Here is a 21,551-nt window from a genome sequence, read left to right as displayed (position 1 = left end):
ACCGATGTCGCGTCCTGCCAAGGCCTGAGCCGCGCTCAGCGCCGAATGGCCGGAGCGGAGGAGGCGTCCTCATGGGAGGCAACGTCCTCGGAGGCAGCGTCCCCGTGGGAGGCGTCGACGGCAGCGATGAGGCGGGTCATCGTGGCGTGGAGATCGAGCAGATCGGACTCGCCCATGTCGAGTTTGGCCATCATCTTTCCCGGAATCGCCTCGGCCGACTTCCGCAGCTTCGCCCCTGTCTCCGTCAGCGAGACTTCGACGACTCTCTCGTCGTGGCTGCTGCGGTCTTTTCTGACATAGTCCAGAGCTTCAAGGCGCTTGATCAGCGGGGACACCGTCGCCGCCTCGAGCCTGAGGAGATCGGCGATCTTTCTCACAGGGAGCGTGCCGTGCTGCCACAGCGACAGCATCACGAGGTACTGCGGGTGGGTGAGGTGGATCGGTTCGAGCACCGAGCGGTAGGCCGAGATCACTCCGCGTGAGGCAACAGCCAGCGCGAAGCAGATCTGGCTCTCCAACGCCAGAGGGTCGGGAGCGGTCGACGTCGGAGCAGTCGTCATCGGAGTCCCTTTCATCTGCGGCAGATGCCCGGCATTCAGTTAGTGCACTAATGATTAGGGTACACTGGTTATATCCTGTTCACCTCACTCGCGCCCCGCAGCGGCGCGGATCCTCGGAATGGACTCGCATGGCAGACTCACATGATTCCCAACGGCACGTGGCGTGGCTCAATCGCTTCTTCCGCAAGATCGTCGGTCCTGCCCAAGTCGACAACCTCCGTCCCGGCGGCTATTTCGAGGACGAGCACCTGCGTCATGAGCAGCTCGAGGCGATGGGGCTGGAGATGCGCACCGACGCCAATGGCCACTCGTACGTCGTTGAGAAGAAGCAGCCCGAGTGATCGGCCGCGTTTGGCCGCCCGAGTGACCGGCCACGTTCGGCCGCTTACCGAATAGTCTGCGTCGCCTGCCGATCCGTCCGTTCGTGTCACGACCCCATGCCAACCAGCCGCTGCCCCGCCTCGACGACGAACGAGGCGGCTGCCCGATCCGCGATGGGACCAGGCAGCCGCCTCGTTGACTGCAGGGCGGGGCTCAGCGCCACCCGGTGATGATGTCGACGAGCTCGCGGCGTGGACCCGTGTAGAACGGTACTTCCTCGCGCACGTGCAGCCGAGCCTCGGTGTTGCGCAGATCACGCATGAGGTCGACGATGCGATACAGCTCCGGGGCTTCGAAGGCCAAGAGCCATTCGTAGTCGCCGAGGGCGAACGACGCGATCGTGTTCGCCTTGATGTCCTTGTAGCCGGCGGCAGCCATGCCGTGGTCGCGCAGCATCTTCGACCGCTCATCCGGATCGAGTAGGTACCAGTCGTAGGACCGTACGAATGGGTAGACGCAGATGTAGTCACCGGGCTGATCGTCGGTCAGCAGCGCAGGCAGGTGGGCCTTGTTGAATTCGGCCGGACGGTGGAGTCCAACGACGGACCAGACCGGTTCGAGGATGCCGCCGAGGAGACTGCGGCGCACTGCGGAGTAGGCAGCCTGGACGAGTTCGATGGTCGGCGCATGCCACCAGAACATGACGTCGGCGTCCGCGCGCAGAGCGGACACATCGTAGATACCGCGGACAACGAGCCCTTCGTCCTTCAAAGGCGCCAGGGCCGCGTGTACTTCGTCGGCGAGTTCTGCCCGATCCGCGTCACCGAGCTCTCCAGCCGAAGCGAAGACCGAGTACGCGATATAGCGCGTCTCGGAATTCGCTTGTTCGATGGCCTCACTGCTGGGCTGCGAGTATTCGCTCATTCCTGCTCCTTCGTCTGCTTCGTTGTTGCATCGTTTTCGTCTGTACGTTCGGTCGCTGATCATGTCGACGGTGAGGGCCTCAGGTCCGCAGAAGTCTGCGGGAGACTGCCTCGGCTCGGCCGAGGCACGCAGGGATTCCCACCCCGTCGTACGCGGATCCGACCAGCTCGAGTCCCGGGATTCCTGCCGTCTCCTCGTCGATTGCGGTCACGAGACCTCCGTGGCCGGGCAGATACTGAGGCAATGCACGGTCCCAGCGCTGCACCTCGGCGGCGCGGATCCGATCCCCGCTCCTGCCAGTGATCCTCTGCCAGTCTCGGAAGGCACGATCGATGAGCTCAGCATCGTCGAAGTTCTGCCCCACATCGGGACTGTCCCCGAAACGGCCGATGCTCATTCTGATCAAGGCAGTCCCAGGCGGGATCCGCTCCCCCACCCACGGCCATTTGTTCGACACGAACGTCGAGGCCTTGATGAAAGCCTCTTCGGTCGGAGCCACGAGGAAGCCCGAGCCATCAAGCGGGCCGGTGCTCAAATCGATCAGAGCCGGCACAAGCGCGGTTGAGGCGTAGGGAACGGATGCCAGCGTGGCCGCGGAACGCGGGGCCAGCTCGGCGATGAGATCCCTCGTCACGTGAGCGGGCGTCGCGATCACAACCGCATCGGATTCGAGACTGAGATCCCCGGCCTCAACCGTCCACGTGCCGGCGTCGACGCGCACCGACGTCGCTCGAGCGCTCAGGCGGATGGACCCGCCAGCAGCGAGGATGCGCTCCTCGAGGGCCGGGATCAGGCGGTTGATCCCGCCGACAAGGCTCATGAATACCGGCTGGGGCTTCGCGTCGGAGTTCTGCCCGCTCGCTCCACCGGAGGCCGTCTGGGCGTCGCGTGCGGCGAGGAGTTCGGTCACGAGGTCGAGAACAGATGTCCCTTCTCTCGCCGCCGGCAGCAGCGCGGGAACCGTCGCCGCCAATGACAGGTCACGGCACCGTCCTGCGTAGACCCCGGCCAGCAGCGGATCGACGAGGGTGTCGACGAGGTCCGCGCCGAGGCGGTCGGCCAGGAACTCCCCCACCGACGTATCCTCGCCGTCGATGGGAGCGGTGAGCACCTCGTGGGCGATACGTTCACTCGCCTCGGTGCCGAGGAGACCGCGCACCTCGGCCGGGTCCCCGGGAACGCCCATGATGGTCCGTTTCGGGATCGCGTGGAGTTCGCCTCCGGACAGGACACGGGAGCTGTGCGCCGTCGAGGGGAACTCCGTGGTCAACCCGAGTTCGGCAGCGAGATCCTTGGTCTCCGGGCGGCGGAACAGGCTGGCCTCAGCCCCAGTGTCGAGGCCGACCGGAACTGCACCGCCCAGAGTCGTCGACTGCAGGCACCCGCCGAGGCGGTCGTCGGCTTCCAGCACTGTGACCTCATGGTCGCCGACCAGGCGGAAGGCTGCGGCGAGGCCCGAGATGCCTCCCCCGATGACCGTGATGCGACTCATACTCTCAGCCTCGCGCGCTCAAGATCTGCTCGGAGACACGGTGGACTTCGGCCACGATCCGGCCGGGGACCTCAGGATCGGTGTCGGGCAGGACGCCGTGGCCGAGGTTGAAGACGAATCCGGCATCATGTTCGAGCCCCTGTCGGACGATATCGCCGATCCGCGGTGCCAGGGCTTCCCACGGCGCGAAGAGCAGTGCAGGGTCGAGGTTGCCCTGGAGAGCCTGGTCCGGCTGGACGCGAGTCGAGGCATCGGCGAGATCGACACGGAAGTCGACACCGACGGCGCTGGATCCGGCGCGCGACATCGAACCGAGCAGCTCACCGGTCTGAACGCCGAAGTGGATGCTCGGCACATCGTGGTGGCTGAGTGCCTCGAAGACAGATGTCGAGTGCTCGAGCACGTGCTCTTCGTAGTCACGTCGGGACAGGTAGCCGGCCCACGAGTCGAAGAGCTGGAAGGCCTGGGCCCCGGCGGACAGCTGCACATCGATGAAGGTCGAGGAGATTCTGGCAAGCTTGCTCAGCAGCAGCGAAAAGGTCTCCGGGTCGGAGGCCATGAGGGATTTGGTCTTCTCATGGTTTTTGCTCGGCCCGCCTTCGATGAGGTAGCTGGCCAGAGTGAAGGGGGCGCCGGCGAAGCCGATGAGCGGCGTCTGCCCTGCCAATTCGTCGACGACACGGCCGATCGATTCCGCAATGTCGGGAATCTGGTCCGGCTCGAGGCCAGGCAGAGCGTCCACATCGGCCCGGCTACGGATCGGATCGGCGATCACCGGTCCTTTTCCGGCCACGATCTCGACGTCGACTCCGGCTGCTTGGAGCGGGACGACGATGTCGGAGAAGAAGATCGCGGCGTCGACGCCGTGCCTGCGCACGGGCTGAACGGTGATCTCGGAGACCAGCTCGGGGGTGCGGCAGGCGTCGAGCATGGCAGTCCCCTCGCGCAGTGCACGGTACTCGGGCAGGGACCGTCCGGCCTGCCGCATGAACCAGACCGGAGTGTGATCGACGGGCTCTCCACGCAGAGCAGCCAGCAAGGTTGAAGTCATAGATCCATCCTCCCATTCTTGCCTCACCGATGCCCACCTGACTCCGGTTTCAAGACACCGTGTCTTGAGTCTGTCCTGCGGCAACTTGGGAATGTCCTGCCGCAACTTGAGTCTGGCCTGCGGCACGGTAGCCCGCGCGAAAACTCTTGCCCTCCCCACGGCGTGGACGATTCACCTCGGTGGCGGGCTGATCTATCGTGACAAGTGTGGTCAGCACCTCACCTCTCAATCGCATTCCGGCGGAATTCACCGCCGTGACGTCGGTCCTGCGTGAAGCCAGGAACACGAACAACGTGTCGATCTCCGAGATCCCTGCGCCTGCCCGACTGGCACCCTATTCCTATGCTCTGGGCGCCGAGGTCAAAACTGACGAGACATTCCTGCAGGCCACTGGAGAATCGATCGAAGAGCTGGCCACCGGCCGCATCGTCGTCCTCTACGATCCGAGCGCTCCCGAGGAATGGGAGGGCCAGTTCCGGGTGGTCTCATACATCCGAGCCGAACTCGAGCACGAACTCGGCAACGAGGCCATGCTCGGTCATGTCGCGTGGACCTGGCTCGAGGAGGCCCTCGAAGCCAATGACTGCGAACTCGCCGCCGCCGGCGGCACCACCACCCGCGTGCTCTCTGAGAGCTTCGGGACGCTTGCGAGCAGACCCGCCACGATAGACTTGGAGTTGCGCGCTTCGTGGACCCCCGTGATCACCGAGCCGGAACAGATCGGCGATCACTTCGAAGCGTGGATCGATCTGCTGTGCACAGTTGCCGGACTGCCACCGCTTCCTGAAGGAGTTTCAGCCCTGCCCGGGCGACGTCGATGACAACCGAACTACCGCTCTTGGCCACACCTGCTCACGGCATTCCGCCCCTCGTCGACACGACTGACGAGTTCTCCACGGCGTGCGCCGAAATCGAACACGGATCGGGTCCCATCGCTATCGATGCGGAGCGGGCATCCGGCATCAGATACGGGCAAAGGGCGTTCCTCGTCCAGCTGCGCCGATCGGAGGCCGGCACCTTCCTCCTCGATTCCGAGGTGCTCGACGACCTCAGTCCGCTGAATTCGGCGTTTGGCCATGATGAATGGGTCATCCACTCGGCCACACAGGACCTGCCCTGTCTGCAGGAGCGCGGAATGAAGCCAGCAGCTCTCTTCGACACCGAGCTCGCTGCCCGTCTCCTCGGGTGGGAGAAATTCGGACTGGCCTCGGTGGCCGAGAGAACTCTCGGTCTGCGCCTGGCGAAGGAGCACTCAGCAGCTGATTGGTCGAAGCGACCGCTGCCCGAGGAATGGCTCAACTACGCCGCCCTCGACGTCGAGGTGCTCCTGCCCATCCGCGACATCCTCGCTGCGGAGCTCGATGAAGCCGGCAAGACGGAGTTCGCCCGACAGGAGTTCGAGCATCTGCTCGACTTCCAGCCCAAGCACTATGCGGAACCTTGGCGACGGACCAACGGGCTCTCGAAGCTCAAATCACGCCGGGACATTGCCAAGGTTCGAGAGATCTGGACGGCCCGCGACGCCATGGCCGCTGAGGCTGACGTCGCCCCGACCCGCATCCTGCGCGATCGCGACCTCGTCGCGCTGGCGCAGTCACGAGTGCAGTCGAGTGACGACATCATGGATAAGTGGCGCAAACTCTCACGGTCGGAGTCCGCACGCCTCTTCCGTGCCTTCCGCAAGGCCGCACGCCTGCCCGATGATGAACTGCCCGCACGCCGGGAAGCGACCACAACAAGTCGGTCACCGTTCAATCACGCCGACATCAAGGACCGGGTCGCTGCACTCAAGGCTGCCGTCGCCGAGGTGGCTGAAGACAATGACATGTCCCACGACGTTTTGCTGCAGCCAGCCATCGTCAAGGCTCTCGGCGCCCAGGCTCCCGTTGACGTCGGCGAGTTCCTCGCCGAGCGCGGTGCACGCCCCTGGCAGATCGAGCTGAGCGCACCGGCACTGCAGACGGCCCTGGAAGCTCTTCCTGCAGCCTGAGGCTCAGCTGCGGGCGGGCACCGCAGATTCTGTGCTCACAGGTTGTCTCACCCGCCTTCGATCAGGCGGAACTGCCGGATCAGGCGGATCAGGCGGAACTGCTGGCTCAGACGAAACTGCCGGATCAGACGGCTTTGCGTGAGCTCTGCTGAGCGCGCTCCCTGACCTCTGCCGGGAGGATGTGGACGATCTCCGACACCATGGTGGCCACGTCGAGTCCTGCATATTCGAGGATCTCGTCGCGGGTGCCCTGAGGCAGGAATTCGTCGGGTGCACCGAGTTCGAGAACCCCGACCCTCGAATCCGCTGCCCGCAGGTCGCTGCGGATCTGCGAGCCGATTCCGCCGACCTTGACTCCGTCCTCGATCACGGCGACGAGGCTGTGCTCGACGGCCATGTCGATGACGCCGCCCGGCACGGGCAGCACCCAGCGCGGGTCGACGATGGTCGAGGCAATGCCCTGTTCGGCCAGATCTTCGGCCACTTCCTGCGCGCGGCCCGCGAACGGACCGACGGAGACGATCAGCACGTCCTTGGCAGTACCCGCAGGCACCTCGCGCAGGACGTCGACGCCGTCATCGAGACGGCGCAGAGCCGGAATGTCAGATCCCACACTGCCGCGGGGGAACCGAATCACGGTCGGAGAATTTTCGATGGCGACCGCCTCGGCGAGCTCCTCGGTCAGCCGAGCGGCATCACGCGGTGCAGCAAGTTTGAGGCCCGGGACGACCCGGAGCATGGCCATATCCCAGATCCCGTGGTGGCTGGCGCCGTCGGGTCCGGTGATACCGGCGCGGTCGAGGATGAAGGTGACGCCCTGACCGTGCAGGGCCACATCCATGAGGATCTGGTCGAAGGCGCGGTTGAGGAACGTCGCGTAGACGCACACGATCGGGTGTAGGCCACCGTAGGACAGGCCCGCGGCCGAGGCCACGGCGTGCTGTTCCGCGATGCCCACGTCGAAGACGCGCTCGGGGAACGCTTCGGCGAACTTCGCTAGGCCGACGGGCAGGAGCATGGCGGCGGTGACGGCGACGATGTCGTCCCGGGACTTCGCGATCTGCAGGACTTCATCCCCGAACACCGAAGTCCACGAGGTCTGCTTCGACGGCGTCGACTTGCCTGTGAGCGGATCGATGACTCCGACCGAATGGAACTGATCCGCGTCATCGTTGACCGCGGGGTCGTAGCCCTGGCCCTTCTGCGTGATCATATGGACGATGATGGGCCCGCCGTCATACTGCTTGGCACGCTGCAGCGCCTTCTCCACCATCGGCAGATCGTGGCCGTCGACGGGGCCGAGGTACTTGATCCCGAGCTCGTCGAACATCCCGGACTGCTCCGGGCTGACCATGTCCTTGAGGCCTTTCTTCACGCCGTGGATGGCGCTGTAGGCGGCGCGGCCGGGAGCGCCGGACTGGCGCAAGGTCGATTTGCCCCAGGACAGCAGCTTCTCGTAGCCGGACGTGGTTCGCAGCTCGTCGAGGTGCTCGGCGAATCCGCCGACCGTGGGCGCGTAGGACCGCCCGTTGTCATTGACGACGATGATGAGTTTGCGAGGCGGCGTCGACTTGTCGGCCGCGATCGTGTTCAGCGCCTCCCAGGCCATGCCGCCGGTCAGCGCACCGTCGCCGATGACGGCGACGACGTGGCGGTCGCTCTCACCCTTCAGCTGGTGAGCCTTGGCGATGCCGTCGGCCCACGACAGCGACGCCGAGGCGTGGGAGTTTTCGATCACATCGTGTTCGCTCTCGGCTCGGCTCGGGTAGCCCGAGAGGCCGTCGCGCTGGCGCAGGGTCGAGAACTCACCGATGCGTCCAGTCAGAAGTTTGTGCACGTAGGTCTGATGACCGACGTCGAAGAGGATCGTATCGTGCGGGGACTCGAAGACTCGGTGCAGTCCCATCGTCAGTTCGACGACGCCGAGGTTGGGGCCCAGATGGCCGCCCGTGCCCGCCACAGTGGTGACCAGGTAGTCCCTGATCTCCTTCGCCAGCACTTCGCATTCGGCGGCGTCGAGATCACGCAGCTCTGAAGGCGAGCTGATCGACTCGATAAATGTCATTCGGCCTCGCTCCTGAATGCAAAGTAGATGGTTCGGATACTGCAATTTCCGCTCGAATCATCTTAACGCTTCGCGGCGGAAAGTTGGTGCTCCCCCGGTCACTGCGGCTGACGATTGTGTCTGGTCACACTCATTGCGCCGGTCGATTACTGCTAGCCGCCATCACGACGTCGAGCACAGAGGATGGCAAAAACACTCTGCGCAACGGGCGTTTCTGCTGCCGCCGGTGGCCGGTGCGCACTGCGCCACTGATGGTGCGAAAGGGCAGTCCGGGTGCGCCGAAGGCCGGTGGGTCGAAACCCACCGGCCTTCGGCGATCAGGACTGCTGACAGTCCCTGCTGTCACTGCTCCCGACGCGCATCGCTCACACGAGCACGTCAGATTCAGCGACGGTTGCGCAGATCAGGCAGTTGCGAGCTGACGCAGCACGTACTGCAGGATGCCGCCGTTGCGGTAGTAGTCTGCTTCACCCGGAGTGTCGATGCGGACCACGGCGTCGAAGTCGACGGTGGTGCCGTCTTCCTTCGCAGCAGAGACCTTGACCGTCTTCGGGACCTTGCCCTCATTGAGCTCGGTGACACCGGTGATCGAGAAGGTTTCGGTGCCGTCGAGGCCCAGCGAGTCTGCCGACTCACCGACGGGGAACTGCAGAGGCAGGACGCCCATGCCGATGAGGTTCGAGCGGTGGATGCGCTCGAAGCTCTCGGTGATGACGGCTCCGACTCCGAGGAGCTTCGTGCCCTTGGCTGCCCAGTCACGCGAGGATCCCGAGCCGTATTCCTTGCCACCGAGGATGACCAGCGGAACGCCGGCCTCCTGGTAGTTCACGGATGCGTCGTAGATCGAAGTCTGCGGACCGCCCTCCTGCGTGAAGTCGCGGGTGAAGCCACCCTGGACTCCGTCGAGGAGCTGGTTCTGCAGGCGGATGTTCGCGAACGTTCCGCGGATCATCACCTCATGGTTGCCGCGACGCGAGCCGAAGGAGTTGAAGTCCTTGCGCTCGACACCGTGCTCGACCAGGTACCGACCGGCCGGAGTGTCAGCCTTGAAGGAACCGGCAGGCGAGATGTGGTCGGTCGTGACCGAGTCGCCGAGCTTCGCCAGCACACGTGCACCCGTGATGTCTTCGACAGGCTCGGTCTCGAGACCCATGCCGTCGAAGAAGGTGGGCTTGCGCACGTAGGTCGACTCGTCGTCCCACTCGAAGATCGCGCCTTCGGGCGTCTGCAGTGCCTTCCAGCGGTCGTCACCTTCGAAGATCCGACCGTATTCGGTGTCGAACATATCGGTCGAGATCGAGGAGGCGATGACCGACTCGACCTCTTCCGGCGAAGGCCACAGATCCTTGAGGTAGACGTCGACGCCTTCCGAGTCCTGGCCCAGAGGCTGGTTGTCGAAGTCGAAGTCCATGGTTCCGGCCAGAGCGTAGGCGATGACCAGCGGAGGCGAAGCGAGGTAGTTCATCTTCACGTCGGGGCTGATGCGGCCTTCGAAGTTGCGGTTACCGGAGAGTACTGCGGTGACGGCAAGATCGTTGTCCTGGATGCTGTCCGAGATCTCGGGCTCCAGCGGTCCGGAGTTGCCGATGCAAGTGGTGCAACCATAGCCGACGACGAAGAAGTTGAGGGCCTCGAGGTCCTCGATGAGGTTCGCCTTCTCGTAGTATTCGGTGACGACCTTCGAACCCGGAGCGATGGATGTCTTGACCCAGGGCTTCGAGTTGAGTCCGCGCTTGCGGGCATTGCGAGCCAGCAGGCCAGCAGCCATCATCACCGAAGGGTTCGAGGTGTTGGTGCACGAAGTGATCGAGGCGATCGCCACAGCACCGTTGGCCAGCTCGAAGTTGCGTCCGTCAGCGGTGGTGACCGACGCAGACTTGGACTCCTCACCCGTTGCCGAGTAGTTGTGGATGTCCTTGGCGAACTGGTTCTTGGCATCGGTGAGTTCGATGCGGTCCTGCGGGCGCTTCGGTCCTGAGATCGAAGGCACCACGGTGGACAGATCGAGTTCGATGTACTCCGAGTACTTCACTTCCTTGCTCGGATCGTGCCACAGGCCCTGGGCCTTGGCGTAGTCCTCGACGAGCTGAACCTGCTCGGCCGAACGACCGGTGAGCTTCAGGTAGTCGATGGTGACCTCGTCGATCGGGAAGATCGCGGCGGTCGAGCCGAACTCGGGGCTCATGTTGCCGATTGTGGCGCGGTTGGCCAGCGGCACCGCAGCGACGCCCTCGCCGTAGAACTCGACGAACTTTCCGACTGCGCCGTGCTGGCGGAGCATGTCGGTGATCGTGAGCACGACGTCCGTCGCGGTCACGCCGGCAGGGATGTCGCCGGTCAGCTTGAAGCCGATGACGCGCGGAATGAGCATCGAGACCGGCTGGCCGAGCATGGCTGCCTCTGCTTCGATGCCGCCGACGCCCCAGCCGAGCACACCGAGGCCGTTGACCATGGTGGTGTGGGAGTCGGTGCCGACCAGGGTGTCCGGGTAGGCGCGCAGAACACCGTCGACCTCACGCGGCATGACGACGCGTGCGAGGTGCTCGATGTTGACCTGGTGGACGATGCCCATGCCTGGAGGAACGACCTTGAAGTCGTCGAAGGCGGTCTGTCCCCAGCGCAGGAACTGGTAACGCTCACCGTTGCGCTGGTACTCCATGTCCATGTTGAGCTCGATCGCATCGGCGGTGCCGAAGTTATCGATCTGGACCGAGTGGTCGATGACCAGCTCGGCCGGAGCCAGCGGGTTGACCTGATCAGGGCTTCCGCCGAGTTCGACGACCTTCTCGCGCATTGTGGCGAGGTCGACGATGCAGGGAACTCCGGTGAAGTCCTGCATGACGACACGGGCGGGAGTGAACTGAATTTCTGTATCCGGCTCGGCGCTGGGATCCCAGCTGCCGAGAGCCTCGATATGCTCCGAAGTGATGTTCGCACCGTCCTCGGTGCGCAGCAAGTTCTCCAACAGCACCTTCAGGCTGAAGGGAAGCTTCTCCGACCCTGCGACCTTGTCGAGGCGATAGATCTCATAATCCGTTTCGCCTACGGTCAGAGTGCTCTTCGATTTGAACGTATCGACGTTGCTCATCGTGATTCTCCTGTTTCATCCGACACTTATCCAAGAAACCGGGCACGCCCTTGCGTCACGCACCGATTTACGCGACACATATGTTTCCAAAAGTATCTTGACGTCAAGATAAATTCTACCGTATTTCCAAGCCCTTGACCACCTTCGCGACGACGCCTGTCGAGCAGTCCGGCACCGTCCCCTCAGATTTCCGCAGCCGAGCCGCACGGGCTGAAGAATCAGGCATCAACAGAGGAGATTCGGGTTTCCCGCACCACAGAATCCGGTCAGCCCCAGCGCCGGACTCCCCCGCCCGCTCATAAGCTGAAAGCCAATCGCACACGCCCACTCTTGGAGTACTCATGGACCCGTTCACGCTCGGCGCCGGATTCGGATTCGGCGCACTTCTCGTCGGCATCATCTTCGCCGTCATCTGTCACACACTGGCCAAGGAGAAGGGCCGGTCGAGCGGTTGGTGGGGGCTGCTGGGCTTCCTCACGACCTTCATCGCGCTCGTCGTCCTGGTTCTGCTTCCGCAGAGAGTTCGGGCCTAGACCCTCGCCGAGGCTGGGCGACGTCACCGCCGCAGAACAGTGACCGTCTCCAGGTGCGCGGTCAGGGGGAACAGGTCGAAGCCGCGCAGGCTCTCGATCACGAAGCCGCCGGCTGTCAGGGCACCGAGGTCCCTCGCCAACGTCGCCGCATCGCAGGAGACGTAGACGATCGTCGACGCTGACGAACCGATCAGCGCCTTGGTGACAGCCTTGCCCGCTCCCGAGCGCGGCGGGTCGAGGATGATGGCATCGGATGACGCGGGAATCACCGCCCGGTCGGCACGGACGGCCTCGAACTCCGCCGTGAGGCCCCGAGCATTGGCCTTGGCATTCACGATCGCCGACTTCACGCCTTCGACACCGTAGAGTTCGGCACCGGTGTTCGTCGCAGCACTGATCCCGAGCAGTCCGACACCGCAGTACAGATCGGTGATCGAAGTCGTGTCAGTCTGCAACGCGGATCGCACTGCACCACTGAGGACCTCGGGCGCCTGATCGTGGACCTGCCAGAAGCCGTCGGCGGCGACCAGATAGTCGCGGTCGTCGACCCTCTCCGTCAGAAAGTCCTGGCCTCTGACCACGTCAAGTCGGCCGCGTCCGGACTTGCCCGGTCGAGGATTCCGTCCGGCACCTGAACGCTGCTTCCCCCGGTGTGCAGAGACCTGTGAGCTGCCGCCGCTCTCGGCGAGGATGGACCACTGTGAGGGCAGAGCCGACGCCAACTTCTCCACCGCCGTCGGATCGCAGTCACCGCGCACGATCACGGCTCCGTGATCGCCTGCCCAGGCGAACTCCAGCCGATCGGCACCCGGCAGACGCAGTTCGGACAGATCCACCTCGGCGATGGCGGGGCACGCCAGCGGAGCCGTGCGCAAGGGCACGACGTCGTGGGAGCGAGCAGGACGCATCCCGAGACGGCCGGCAGGGTCGACGGCCATCTGCACACGCGTGCGCCAGTCCGTTCCCGTCGACTCCTCCGGTGCCGCGGTGACCGAGACGTCGCGATCGAGATGTCCGATACGGGAGAGCTGGTCGCCGAGCACTTCGGCCTTGAGGTTGCGGCTGTGCGCGAGGTCGACGTGGGCAAACTCCATTCCTCCGAAAAGAGGTCCGTTCGCCGCGTCGACGAGGTACGCCGGACGACGGTCGGGCACGCGGAATTCGGAGGGCTCGAGCACCTCGGTGACGTCGGCGCGCAGGAACTTCGCGGCCGGACCTGCTTCTGTGCGCGCACGCACGCGCTCCCCCGGAATCGCACCGGTGACGAAGACGACCTGTCCCTCGTGGCGGGCGATGCTGCTGCCGCCGGCTGCGGGACTCTCGACGGTCAGGGTCAGATCCTGCGAGGGGATCTCATCGGTCGATGGTGCGCTCATAAGTGCTCAGGCCTGTCTGTACAGAGGGTTGTCGTTCTCGGGTCCGTCTCCGCCGTACTGACGGGAGAAGGAACGCAGCCGCCAAGGCACCGAGACCACGACGACGTTGGGGACCAAGAGCAGGCGAGTGCGCAGCTTCAAGGCTACTTGGTTGTGGAGGATGTGCTCCCACCAGCGTCCCACGATGAACTGAGGGATGTAGACGATGACGAGATCACGCGGCGATCTGCGGCGGATTGCGAGCACATGCGCCAAAAGGGGGCGGACCAATTCGCGGTAGGGCGAGTCGAGGACGGTCAGGGCGACCGGCAGCTCCATGTCGTTCCACTGCTTCTGCAGCGCGGAAGCCACGTTCTCGTCGACGGCGACCGTGATGGCCTCGAGTTGGCTCGATCGGGTGACTCGAGCGTAGGCGAGTGCTCGCATCGTCGGTTTGTTGATCTCGTTGACCACGACGATCGCGTGCGTGTTCGACGGGATCGTGCGGGAGTCGAGATCCGTCGTCGGGGCAAGCTCGCTCTTCACTCGGGAGTAGTGGCGGTGGATCGCACCCATCACCATGTACAGGGCGGCCATCGCTGCGACCGCGAGCCAGGCTCCTGCGAGGAACTTCGAAACGATGACGACGAGCAGCACGCCGGAGGCGATGACGCAGCCGGCGCCGTTGACCACGCGGTTGATGTGCATCCGCAGGCGGGCTTTGGGATCGATGACCAGACGCAGACGCTTGTTCCAGTGCAGGACCATTCCGGCCTGACCCAAGACGAAGCTGGCGAAGACGCCCACGAGGTAGAGCTGGATCAGCGTCGTCGCCGATGCTCTCGTGGCGATGACGAGCACGATCGCGGCGACGGCCAGAAGGATGATGCCGTTCGAGAATGTCAGGCGGTCGCCCTTCGAGGCGAGCTGACGAGGTAGGAACTCGTCGCGGGCCAGGCGGGAGGCGAGCCCCGGAAATCCTTCGACCGCGGTGTTCGCAGCGACGATGAGGACGAGAGCCGCCACGAGGACGACGATGTAGAACATGGCCGGTGCGTTGTCGAAGATCGCGTGCGCGAGCTGCGCGAGGACAGGCTCCTGCTCGTATTCGGCACTGACGGCGCTGCCATCGGGCCGCACCAGGTAGAGGTGCGGATCGTCGACGTATTTGATCCCGGTCGCCGAGGCCAGATAGGTCAGGCCGGTGAGCATGAGTGCGGCCAGCAGGCCGGACAGCAGCAGCGTGTTCCCGGCGTTCTTGCCGCGCGGCTTCTTGAACGCAGGCACAGCGGTCGCCACGGTCTGCACCCCGGCCAGGGCGACCGAGCCAGAGGAGAACGCACGCAGCACGACGAGCACGGTTGCCAGGCCCAGCGTCACTTCGTCGTTGACGCCGCTGTGGACGATCGAGTAGTCAGCGGTCTCCGCGTGCGGGGTGTCACCGAGTCCGACCCGGATGAGTCCCACGCTCATCGTCAGGAACACGGCGCCGAGGAAGAGGTAGGTCGGAATCGCCAGCAGCATCGGCGTGGCTCGGGATCCACGGAGGCCGGCGAGGGTGATGAGCAGGATGCCGACGATGGCCACCGGCACCCGATAAGGGGCCAGCGCCGGGAGGGCCGTTGTGATGTACGCGGCGAAGACCGTCATCGACACAGCCAGGGTCAGCACATAGTCGACGAGGAGAGCCGCAGCGACGATGAGACCCGCTCTGGGACCGAGGTTCTTCGAAGCCACCTCGTAGTCGCCGCCTCCCGAGGGGTAGGCCTTGACGTTGATCCGATAGCACGCGACGATCACGAGGATCACTGCACCCACGGCGACACCGATCCACGGGGCGACGGTGAGGGCGACGAGTGAGGTCAGAGACAGGGCCAGCAGGATCTCGTCGGGAGCGTACGCAACCGAGGAGAGCATGTCGGAGGCGAAGACGGGCATCGCGATGCGCTTTTTCAGCGCAGGCGCACGCCTGTCCTCACTGCGGAAGGGCCGTCCAACGAGTAGTCTTTTGACGGCATCAGAAAAACTGCTGGCCACGGGCACCAATGGTAGATCAATGCGGAGAGGAATACCCATGCACTTCGTGATTATGGGCTGCGGCCGAGTCGGAGCGTCCTTGGCCAAAGCGCTCGACGCGAATGGCCACTCCGTCGCTGTGGTCGACCGTGACCCCGATGCGTTCCTCAAACTCGGCCGGGAATTCAGCGGTTCGACGATCACCGGAGTCGGCTTCGACAGGGAGACGCTGACTCAGGCGAAGACTGCGGATGCCTATGCGTTCGCAGCTGTCTCCAGCGGAGACAATTCCAACATCCTCGCCGCGCGTGTCGCTCGCGAGACCTTCGGAGTCGCCAATGTGGCGGCACGCATCTACGACCCCAACCGCGCTCAGGTCTTCGAACGCCTGGGCATTCCGACCGTTCCCACCGTGCGGTGGACTGCTGATCAGGTCATGCGCAAGCTCGTCCCTCAGGGCTCGATCACCGAGTTCCGTGAGCCCTCGGGCAATCTCGTCCTCGCCGAGGTGCACCTCGATCCGGGGTGGGTGGCCCGACCGATCAAGGACATCGAGAAGCGGACCAAGGCCCGCGTCGCCTACGTCACCCGGCTGTCCGAGGGCATCGTGGCGCATGAGGATCTCCTCCTCCAGGACGGGGACCTCGTCCATCTCATGTGTCCGGTGGACCGCCTCGGCGAGATCGAGAAGATCCTGGACCAGCCCGTGCGAGCTATGGAGGAAGAATGAGAGTCGTCATCGCCGGAGCCGGATCCGTCGGCCGATCGGTGGCCCGCGAGCTCATCGACAAGAACCACACGGTCCTGCTCATCGACCAGAACAAGGACGCCCTGGGACACGAGCGGATCCCCGGCGCCGAATGGCTGCTCTCCGATGCGTGCGAGCTCGCCGGTCTCGGTGAAGCCAAACTCGAAGAGGCCGACGTCGTCGTCGCAGCCACCGGAGATGACAAGACGAACCTCGTCCTGTCGCTGTTGGCTAAGACCGAGTTCGGTGTCCCGCGGACGGTCTCACGGGTGAACAACCCGAAGAACGAGTGGCTCTTCGACGACAACTGGGGAGTCGACGTGGCCGTCTCGACGCCGCGTCTGATGACTGCCCTGGTCGAAGAGGCCGTCGAGGTGGGCGGCCTCGTGCACCTGATGAGCTTCGAACGCGGCCAAGCGGGTCTGATGGAGTTCACCGTGCACGAATCGGCCGAGCTCGTGGCCGCCAGGGTCGGGAACATCACGTTCCCCGTCGATACGGTCCTGGTGGCGATCATCCGCAATTCGCGGGCCTTCGCTCCCAGCGCCGACGATGTCATCGAGGCCGGAGACGAACTGTTCTTCCTGTCCTCCCCTGATCAGGAGGGGGCGCTGCTCAGCCTCCTGCAGGCGTCCGAGAGCTGACGCTGCACTGTCGACAGGCTGACGTTCAAGAACTGACTCTGCGCTGTCGACAGGCTGACGTTCAAGACCTGACGCTGCGCTGTCGACAGGCTGGCAAGGACCTATTCGCCGTCGTCGCGGGTCTGGATCAGTTCGTAGACGGGATTATGGGCGTTGAGCGCTCCGTCGTCTTCACAGAATCGACCTTCGAGAATGATGAGTGCACCGGGCCTGATGCCGCTGATCTCGCGGCGCCCGAGGAACTGTGCGTGGACCTCGCCGGTGCCGTCGGCGACGGCGATGTGCAAGCGAGGACTGTCGCCGCTGCATGAACGAGTCACGGAGCTGACGACTCCGGCGATGCGAGTCATCTGTCGGGCTTTGACGTCTTCGACGCTGACGACCCCGGGGATCTGGCTGACGAGCCGCAGATCGGCTCGGGCTTCGGCATCCCGTGAACCGAAGTCACGCACGAGGCGTGTGAGGTGATCCAGCATCGGGATCAGCGGACTTCGGTGATCTCGGGGCCGCGTTCGAACGGATTAAGATCGTCCTTGTCCTCGTCCTCGGACTCCGCATCCCCACCGACCTGAGGCGCAGTGAGCACGATGAGTTCGCGCGGGGCCATCGCTTCCTGCCCGCGGTCGACGATGACGCCGCGAACGAGCGCACTCAGCTCGGCGCGGATCTCTTCGTCGGTGACGGCCTTGCCTGAGAAGACTGCCCGGACGAACCACCGTGGACCGTCGACACCGGCGAACCGCATGGCTCGCTTGCCGGGACGACCGTCTTCGGTCTTGGCAGGCACCTCGACGGCGAGTTCCCTGCCGAGCGATGTGTGCAGCTCCGACGCTTCGCCGCCCTGGGAGGTGACACTGTCCGACAACTGTTTGCGGACCGTGTTCCACAGCCCTTCAGAGCGCGGAGTGGCGAACGCCTGCAGCTGTACGCCGCCGCCTTCGTGGATGAGCGTCACGGCCAGGACACGTTCGGACTCGTCATCGGTGTCGAGTCGAACCTGCATACCGTCGACGACAGGGACCTTCAGTGCGCCGAGATCGAGCCGGTTGAGCTCCGGAGGATCTTCGGCGGCGTCGAAGGGGCCCTTTTCCGAACGGTCGTACGGAGCGGACTTCTCGAGCAGAGTCTCTTCGTCGAGCTCCTCGGTGTCGTCGGAGTCATCAGAGTCATCGGAGTCATCAACATCGTCGACATCGGAGTCCGTCTCACCCGGGGTGATCCCATCGAGGTCGGCGTCGTCTGAGTCGAGGTTATCGGCCTCGACCGAGTCGGTCTCGGCTGACTTCGCGAGCTCCGAGTCCTGACTCAGCTCATCGTCTGTGACAGTGTCCGCGGTCTTCGCCTCGGCCGAGGACTTCTTGGAGAATCGTGAGAACAGTCCCATGATCGATCACACTTCTTTCTCGGTCAGTCCGGCTTCGACTCCACCAGTGGAGCCGAACCCGCCTGCACCACGGTCGCTGTCCTCCAGGGACTCGACCAGGGTGAAGTCGGCTTGCTTGATTTCTTGGATCACCAGTTGGGCGATGCGGTCGCCGCGCGAGATGCGCAGCGGAGAATGCGCGTCGAGGTTGATCAGAGGCACTTTGATCTCGCCTCGGTACCCGGCGTCGATCGTGCCGGGAGCGTTGATCACGGTGACTCCGTGCTTGCTGGAGAGGCCGGATCGGGGGTGAACGAATCCCGCATGTCCCAGCGGCAGCGCTATCGCGATTCCGGTCGGGACGACTCTGCGCTCGAAGGGCTCGAGAACGAAGTCGATCGCAGAGCACAGGTCTGCTCCCGCGTCCGTCGCATGCGCGTAGGACGGCAGCGTCATACCGGTATCGAGCAGTTTGAGGTCAATCTTCAGGGTTTCCGTCACAAAGATGCACTCTAACGCTCTAGCCTGAGCGCTTCCAAAAAATCTCCTATGGGAGAATGGCACCATGGCAACGACTCAACCCGATACACACGTGATCTACACGGAGAAGCTCCGTCCCTCCATCGGCATGTGGGCGCTCATCGTGCTCGCTGCAGCGTCGACTGCTCTCATGGTCCTTCCCGTGTGGAAGCTCGGTATCGTCATCCTCCCCGTGGTCAGCTTCATCATCCTCGCGTGGTGGCTGCGCTCAATGGGCTACTCCATCATCGTGACGGAGAGGCAACTCTTCGTCGGCGACGCTCACATCGATCGCCAGTACATCACCGACGCCATCGGCTACGACGCCGAGGGTGCCCGTGAGGCTCGCGGAACCGGCCTCGACGCTCGTGCCTTCCTCTTGATTCGCCCGTGGGCCAAATGCGCGGTGAGGATCAACATCGATGACACCACTGATCCGACGCCCTATTGGCTGATCTCGAGCCGGAATCCGGTCGAGTTCGCAGCCGCGCTCAACCGCTGAGCCGGCCCGGCATCAGGGCAACACGGCCCGGGATTCGGGCTCCACGGCCCGGTATGCGGTTAACACGGCCCGGTATTCGGGCAACAAAAACGCGCCCCGACAAGGGCGCGTTCGTGTATCGTCCGACAGATGTTTCAGCTTGCACAGTCCGTGCAGATGGGAACTCCACCCGCTTCGGTTGCCAGCTGTGAACGGTGCCTGACGAGGAAGCATTCCATGCAGGTGAATTCGTCGTTCTGCTTCGGGAGCACGCGAACGGAGAGCTCTTCGTTCGACAGATCCGCGCCGGGCAGCTCAAATCCTTCCGCTACAGCGGTTTCGTCTTCGTCGATCTTGCTTGCCTGCGCCTGCGAGCGTTGAGCCTTGAGCTGCTCTATCGAGTCGCTCTTGATTTCGTCGTCTTGCTTACGAGGTGCATCGTAATCAGTTGCCATGTGGCCTCATCGCTCTCTGTCGGGTGTGCAAAAAGGATTTTCAATCCGTCTCGCCAAACGTGTCCCCAGCATTGTGCACTGTATGGCTACCATTGGCAAGATCAGATCGTCAATGTGCACAGTGATTCTCATCACGCATGTTTCCTCTCGTGACGGTCCACACATTAGACTCTCGAAAAGCTCTGCGAGAATACAATGAGTCCAATAGAGCCGATGAGCCTTGTCGGTGAATGAAACTGGGATCGCCTCCCCCGTGAAGGCCGACCCGAGGAAGGACGAATGCACGATGAGTGAATTCGCAAATCAGCTCGACACCAGAATCGATGATGTCCGCCATCGCCTCCACGAGGCCAGGTCCGCCGGGGACGATTACCTCGTCGAGAATCTCATCGACGATCTGGAGAGCCTCCTCCAGCTCGCCGATCGCAATGATGTCGACACCGGACCCATCGCCGAAGTCATCAAAGCCGAAACCGGAGCCATTCCGATCATTGTGGACGCAGAAGAGGCCTGAACGCCGACTCCTCCGCGCACTGCTCGACGGCTCCGCCGCCAGACATCGAAAATCCCTCCCTGCAGAAACTGCAGAGGAGGGACTATCAATTCACGAGTCTGGCGTTGGGCGCAGCTGTCAGGCCTTAAGCGTCAGGCTCAGCTGTCAGGCGTCAGACGCAGCCGTCAGGGGTCAGGCGTCAGGCGCAGCCGTCAGGGGTCAGACGCCGCTGTCAGGTGTCAGGCGGGCCAGTTCGGCAGAGTCGCCCGTTCGATGCGACCTCGGCAGCATTCGATGCTGCAGGCACCGCTGCCGGGGACCAGCGCAGTCGCACCCGGAATGGTCGGAGCCGACACGTCGTCCCCACGCAGCTGAGCCAGACGCTCCTCGACCAGGTCGACGAGACCAGCGACGAACACCGGGTGCGTACCCACCGTGGCCACACGAGTGAATGCGAAATCGAGCTCGTCAGCAGTCTCCTTGGCCTCGGTGTCGAGGTCGAAGGCGACCTCCATATGGTCGGAGATGAATCCGATGGGAACCAGAATCACTCCGGTCACCCCGTCTGCAGCAAGCTCTCGCATCCGGTCGTTGACGTCCGGTTCGAGCCAGGGAACCTCCGGCGAACCGGACCGCGAGCAGTACACCAGCTCGGCGGGCAGTCGCTCGGACTCGGATAGACCGCCGAGGAGGTGGGCCATCAGCTCCTCATGCTGGGCTTGGTAGCCGATCGTTGCGACCGCAGACGCTTCCTGCATGACAGTGGGGATCGAGTGGGTGACGAAGAGGATCCGATGCTGAGCACCGTCCAACGCTCCGACCTGCTCGGTGAAGTCGGCCAAACCATCTTTGAGATGAATCGCACACGCCTCGGCGTAGGCAGGATGGTTGAAGAACTGCCTGATCTTATCGATCGACACGGACGTGCCTTCGGCGTTCAGCTCGTCGATCGTCTTCGCGAAGTCCTCGCGATACTGCCGACAGGACGAGTAGGAGGAGTAGGCAGAGGTGTCGATCGACAGGAACCGGGTCCGACCCTGTTTTGCCTCCGACCTCACTTCATCGGTCAGGTACGGCTCCCAGTTGCGGTTTCCCCAGATCAGGGGGAGGTCGATCTCGCGTCGGTCGAGCTCGTCCCTCAGCGCCTGCAGGAGCGCGCGGTTCTGATCGTTGATGGGCGACTTTCCGCCGAAACCGTAGTAATGCTCACCGACCTCTTCGAGTCGCTCCTCCGGAATCCCGCGGCCGGCGGTGACGTTCTTGAGGAATGGGACAACTTCTTCTGGAGCCTCGGGTCCCCCGAACGACATGAGGACGAGGGTGTCAATGGGCGCAGTCGTATTCATAATTGCCGATTTTACAGTCTGTAGAGACCTTGCGCCCGTTGTCCGCCCAATGAGCCGGATCCACTCACTGTTCAGACGCCGCAGCGTCTTCGAGCATCCTGACGGAC

General features: G+C 63.8%; 21 protein-coding genes. 8 read left to right on the top strand and 13 right to left on the bottom strand.

The features are described 5' to 3' along the window. Positions 1-35 precede the first annotated feature (35 nt). Positions 36-560, bottom strand: a complete 525-nt coding sequence (locus MPN20_RS02245; protein ID WP_242779006.1) for a MarR family transcriptional regulator — start codon at positions 558-560, stop codon at positions 36-38. Positions 561-688: 128 nt separating this feature from the next. On the opposite strand from MPN20_RS02245, the gene MPN20_RS02240 reads away from it, so the two are divergent. Beyond that, the gene (locus tag MPN20_RS02240; RefSeq protein WP_242779003.1) at positions 689-901 is read left to right on the top strand and encodes a hypothetical protein; all 213 of its coding nucleotides are present in this window, start codon (positions 689-691) and stop codon (positions 899-901) included. Positions 902-1,094: 193 nt separating this feature from the next. Here the strand turns inward: MPN20_RS02240 and hemQ are convergent, their stop codons facing one another. The 3 genes from hemQ to hemE all read right to left on the bottom strand — a co-directional run bounded on the left by hemQ (position 1,095) and on the right by hemE (position 4,348). Then, positions 1,095-1,805 (bottom strand): hydrogen peroxide-dependent heme synthase, encoded by a 711-nt coding sequence (hemQ, locus tag MPN20_RS02235; RefSeq protein ID WP_242778999.1) that lies wholly within the window; start codon positions 1,803-1,805, stop codon positions 1,095-1,097. A gap of 79 nt (positions 1,806-1,884) precedes the next feature. After that, on the bottom strand, positions 1,885-3,297 hold the full coding sequence (hemG, locus tag MPN20_RS02230; RefSeq protein ID WP_242778996.1) for a protoporphyrinogen oxidase: 1,413 nt from the start codon (positions 3,295-3,297) through the stop codon (positions 1,885-1,887). Between the two features lie 4 nt (positions 3,298-3,301). Next, entirely contained in the window at positions 3,302-4,348 is a 1,047-nt protein-coding gene (gene hemE, locus MPN20_RS02225; protein WP_242778993.1) for a uroporphyrinogen decarboxylase, read from the bottom strand. Positions 4,349-4,554: 206 nt separating this feature from the next. Here hemE and MPN20_RS02220 point away from each other — a divergent pair, with 206 nt between their 5' ends. After that, positions 4,555-5,169: a DUF3000 domain-containing protein gene (locus tag MPN20_RS02220; protein ID WP_242778990.1), complete on the top strand. Its 615-nt coding sequence runs from the start codon at positions 4,555-4,557 to the stop codon at positions 5,167-5,169. Further along, complete coding sequence (locus tag MPN20_RS02215) at positions 5,166-6,338, top strand: ribonuclease D (protein WP_242778987.1); 1,173 nt, start codon at positions 5,166-5,168, stop codon at positions 6,336-6,338. The genes MPN20_RS02220 and MPN20_RS02215 overlap by 4 nt, the downstream gene beginning before the upstream one ends. A gap of 124 nt (positions 6,339-6,462) precedes the next feature. Here MPN20_RS02215 and dxs read toward each other — a convergent pair whose 3' ends face one another. Both dxs and acnA read right to left on the bottom strand, forming a co-directional pair. Next, on the bottom strand, positions 6,463-8,403 hold the full coding sequence (gene dxs / locus MPN20_RS02210; protein ID WP_242778984.1) for a 1-deoxy-D-xylulose-5-phosphate synthase: 1,941 nt from the start codon (positions 8,401-8,403) through the stop codon (positions 6,463-6,465). 403 nt (positions 8,404-8,806) lie between these two features. Then, positions 8,807-11,491 (bottom strand): aconitate hydratase AcnA, encoded by a 2,685-nt coding sequence (acnA, locus tag MPN20_RS02205; RefSeq protein ID WP_242778981.1) that lies wholly within the window; start codon positions 11,489-11,491, stop codon positions 8,807-8,809. Positions 11,492-11,832: 341 nt separating this feature from the next. Between acnA and MPN20_RS02200 the strand changes: the two genes are divergently transcribed. Beyond that, positions 11,833-12,024 carry a hypothetical protein gene (locus MPN20_RS02200; RefSeq protein WP_242778978.1) on the top strand — a complete coding sequence of 64 codons (192 nt, stop codon included), beginning with the start codon at positions 11,833-11,835 and terminating at the stop codon, positions 12,022-12,024. 23 nt (positions 12,025-12,047) lie between these two features. On the opposite strand, the gene MPN20_RS02195 is transcribed toward MPN20_RS02200, so the two are convergent. Continuing rightward, on the bottom strand, positions 12,048-13,400 hold the full coding sequence (locus MPN20_RS02195; RefSeq protein WP_242778975.1) for a methyltransferase: 1,353 nt from the start codon (positions 13,398-13,400) through the stop codon (positions 12,048-12,050). 6 nt (positions 13,401-13,406) lie between these two features. Further along, positions 13,407-15,317, bottom strand: coding sequence for an APC family permease (locus tag MPN20_RS02190; protein ID WP_242778972.1), 1,911 nt, complete (start codon positions 15,315-15,317; stop codon positions 13,407-13,409). Between the two features lie 136 nt (positions 15,318-15,453). Here MPN20_RS02190 and MPN20_RS02185 point away from each other — a divergent pair, with 136 nt between their 5' ends. After that, the gene (locus MPN20_RS02185; RefSeq protein WP_242778969.1) at positions 15,454-16,125 is read left to right on the top strand and encodes a TrkA family potassium uptake protein; all 672 of its coding nucleotides are present in this window, start codon (positions 15,454-15,456) and stop codon (positions 16,123-16,125) included. After that, on the top strand, positions 16,122-16,787 hold the full coding sequence (locus MPN20_RS02180) for a TrkA family potassium uptake protein (RefSeq protein WP_242778966.1): 666 nt from the start codon (positions 16,122-16,124) through the stop codon (positions 16,785-16,787). Before MPN20_RS02185 ends, MPN20_RS02180 begins: the two co-directional genes overlap by 4 nt. A gap of 101 nt (positions 16,788-16,888) precedes the next feature. On the opposite strand, the gene MPN20_RS02175 is transcribed toward MPN20_RS02180, so the two are convergent. From MPN20_RS02175 to dut, 3 genes are read right to left on the bottom strand one after another with little or no spacing between them, the layout of a single operon-like run. Continuing rightward, positions 16,889-17,263 carry an OB-fold nucleic acid binding domain-containing protein gene (locus MPN20_RS02175; RefSeq protein WP_242778963.1) on the bottom strand — a complete coding sequence of 125 codons (375 nt, stop codon included), beginning with the start codon at positions 17,261-17,263 and terminating at the stop codon, positions 16,889-16,891. Positions 17,264-17,268: 5 nt separating this feature from the next. Continuing rightward, positions 17,269-18,171, bottom strand: a complete 903-nt coding sequence (locus tag MPN20_RS02170) for a DUF3710 domain-containing protein (RefSeq protein ID WP_242778960.1) — start codon at positions 18,169-18,171, stop codon at positions 17,269-17,271. A 6-nt stretch (positions 18,172-18,177) separates the two neighbouring features. Continuing rightward, positions 18,178-18,651 carry a dUTP diphosphatase gene (gene dut / locus MPN20_RS02165; RefSeq protein WP_242778957.1) on the bottom strand — a complete coding sequence of 158 codons (474 nt, stop codon included), beginning with the start codon at positions 18,649-18,651 and terminating at the stop codon, positions 18,178-18,180. A 64-nt stretch (positions 18,652-18,715) separates the two neighbouring features. Between dut and MPN20_RS02160 the strand changes: the two genes are divergently transcribed. After that, positions 18,716-19,171 carry a DUF3093 domain-containing protein gene (locus MPN20_RS02160; RefSeq protein WP_242778954.1) on the top strand — a complete coding sequence of 152 codons (456 nt, stop codon included), beginning with the start codon at positions 18,716-18,718 and terminating at the stop codon, positions 19,169-19,171. A 134-nt stretch (positions 19,172-19,305) separates the two neighbouring features. Here the strand turns inward: MPN20_RS02160 and MPN20_RS02155 are convergent, their stop codons facing one another. Then, on the bottom strand, positions 19,306-19,605 hold the full coding sequence (locus MPN20_RS02155) for a DUF4193 domain-containing protein (protein ID WP_242778951.1): 300 nt from the start codon (positions 19,603-19,605) through the stop codon (positions 19,306-19,308). 286 nt (positions 19,606-19,891) lie between these two features. On the opposite strand from MPN20_RS02155, the gene MPN20_RS02150 reads away from it, so the two are divergent. Further along, a complete protein-coding gene (locus MPN20_RS02150; RefSeq protein WP_242778948.1) occupies positions 19,892-20,119 on the top strand; it encodes a hypothetical protein in 228 nt (75 codons plus the stop codon). A gap of 218 nt (positions 20,120-20,337) precedes the next feature. Here MPN20_RS02150 and MPN20_RS02145 read toward each other — a convergent pair whose 3' ends face one another. Continuing rightward, positions 20,338-21,444, bottom strand: coding sequence for a ferrochelatase (locus MPN20_RS02145; protein WP_242778945.1), 1,107 nt, complete (start codon positions 21,442-21,444; stop codon positions 20,338-20,340). Positions 21,445-21,551: the final 107 nt, after the last annotated feature.

The organism is Brevibacterium sp. ZH18 (genome assembly GCF_022748595.1).
Classification (GTDB): domain Bacteria; phylum Actinomycetota; class Actinomycetes; order Actinomycetales; family Brevibacteriaceae; genus Brevibacterium.
This window is presented reverse-complemented; position numbering and strand designations above follow the sequence as displayed.

Bases quoted from the DNA above. Each gene is read 5' to 3' on its own strand.
- hemG (WP_242778996.1), bottom strand. From the start codon at position 3,297: ATGAGTCGCATCACGGTCATCGGGGGAGGCATCTCGGGCCTCGCCGCA.
- MPN20_RS02185 (WP_242778969.1), top strand. From the start codon at position 15,454: ATGCACTTCGTGATTATGGGCTGCGGCCGAGTCGGAGCGTCCTTGGCC.
- MPN20_RS02170 (WP_242778960.1), bottom strand. From the start codon at position 18,171: ATGGGACTGTTCTCACGATTCTCCAAGAAGTCCTCGGCCGAGGCGAAG.
- MPN20_RS02175 (WP_242778963.1), bottom strand. From the start codon at position 17,263: ATGCTGGATCACCTCACACGCCTCGTGCGTGACTTCGGTTCACGGGAT.
- MPN20_RS02145 (WP_242778945.1), bottom strand. From the start codon at position 21,444: ATGAATACGACTGCGCCCATTGACACCCTCGTCCTCATGTCGTTCGGG.
- MPN20_RS02195 (WP_242778975.1), bottom strand. From the start codon at position 13,400: ATGAGCGCACCATCGACCGATGAGATCCCCTCGCAGGATCTGACCCTG.
- MPN20_RS02155 (WP_242778951.1), bottom strand. From the start codon at position 19,605: ATGGCAACTGATTACGATGCACCTCGTAAGCAAGACGACGAAATCAAG.
- hemQ (WP_242778999.1), bottom strand. From the start codon at position 1,805: ATGAGCGAATACTCGCAGCCCAGCAGTGAGGCCATCGAACAAGCGAAT.
- MPN20_RS02160 (WP_242778954.1), top strand. From the start codon at position 18,716: ATGGCAACGACTCAACCCGATACACACGTGATCTACACGGAGAAGCTC.
- acnA (WP_242778981.1), bottom strand. From the start codon at position 11,491: ATGAGCAACGTCGATACGTTCAAATCGAAGAGCACTCTGACCGTAGGC.
- MPN20_RS02190 (WP_242778972.1), bottom strand. From the start codon at position 15,317: ATGCCCGTCTTCGCCTCCGACATGCTCTCCTCGGTTGCGTACGCTCCC.
- MPN20_RS02240 (WP_242779003.1), top strand. From the start codon at position 689: ATGGCAGACTCACATGATTCCCAACGGCACGTGGCGTGGCTCAATCGC.
- MPN20_RS02180 (WP_242778966.1), top strand. From the start codon at position 16,122: ATGAGAGTCGTCATCGCCGGAGCCGGATCCGTCGGCCGATCGGTGGCC.
- MPN20_RS02245 (WP_242779006.1), bottom strand. From the start codon at position 560: ATGACGACTGCTCCGACGTCGACCGCTCCCGACCCTCTGGCGTTGGAG.
- hemE (WP_242778993.1), bottom strand. From the start codon at position 4,348: ATGACTTCAACCTTGCTGGCTGCTCTGCGTGGAGAGCCCGTCGATCAC.
- dxs (WP_242778984.1), bottom strand. From the start codon at position 8,403: ATGACATTTATCGAGTCGATCAGCTCGCCTTCAGAGCTGCGTGATCTC.
- MPN20_RS02215 (WP_242778987.1), top strand. From the start codon at position 5,166: ATGACAACCGAACTACCGCTCTTGGCCACACCTGCTCACGGCATTCCG.
- MPN20_RS02200 (WP_242778978.1), top strand. From the start codon at position 11,833: ATGGACCCGTTCACGCTCGGCGCCGGATTCGGATTCGGCGCACTTCTC.
- MPN20_RS02150 (WP_242778948.1), top strand. From the start codon at position 19,892: ATGAGTGAATTCGCAAATCAGCTCGACACCAGAATCGATGATGTCCGC.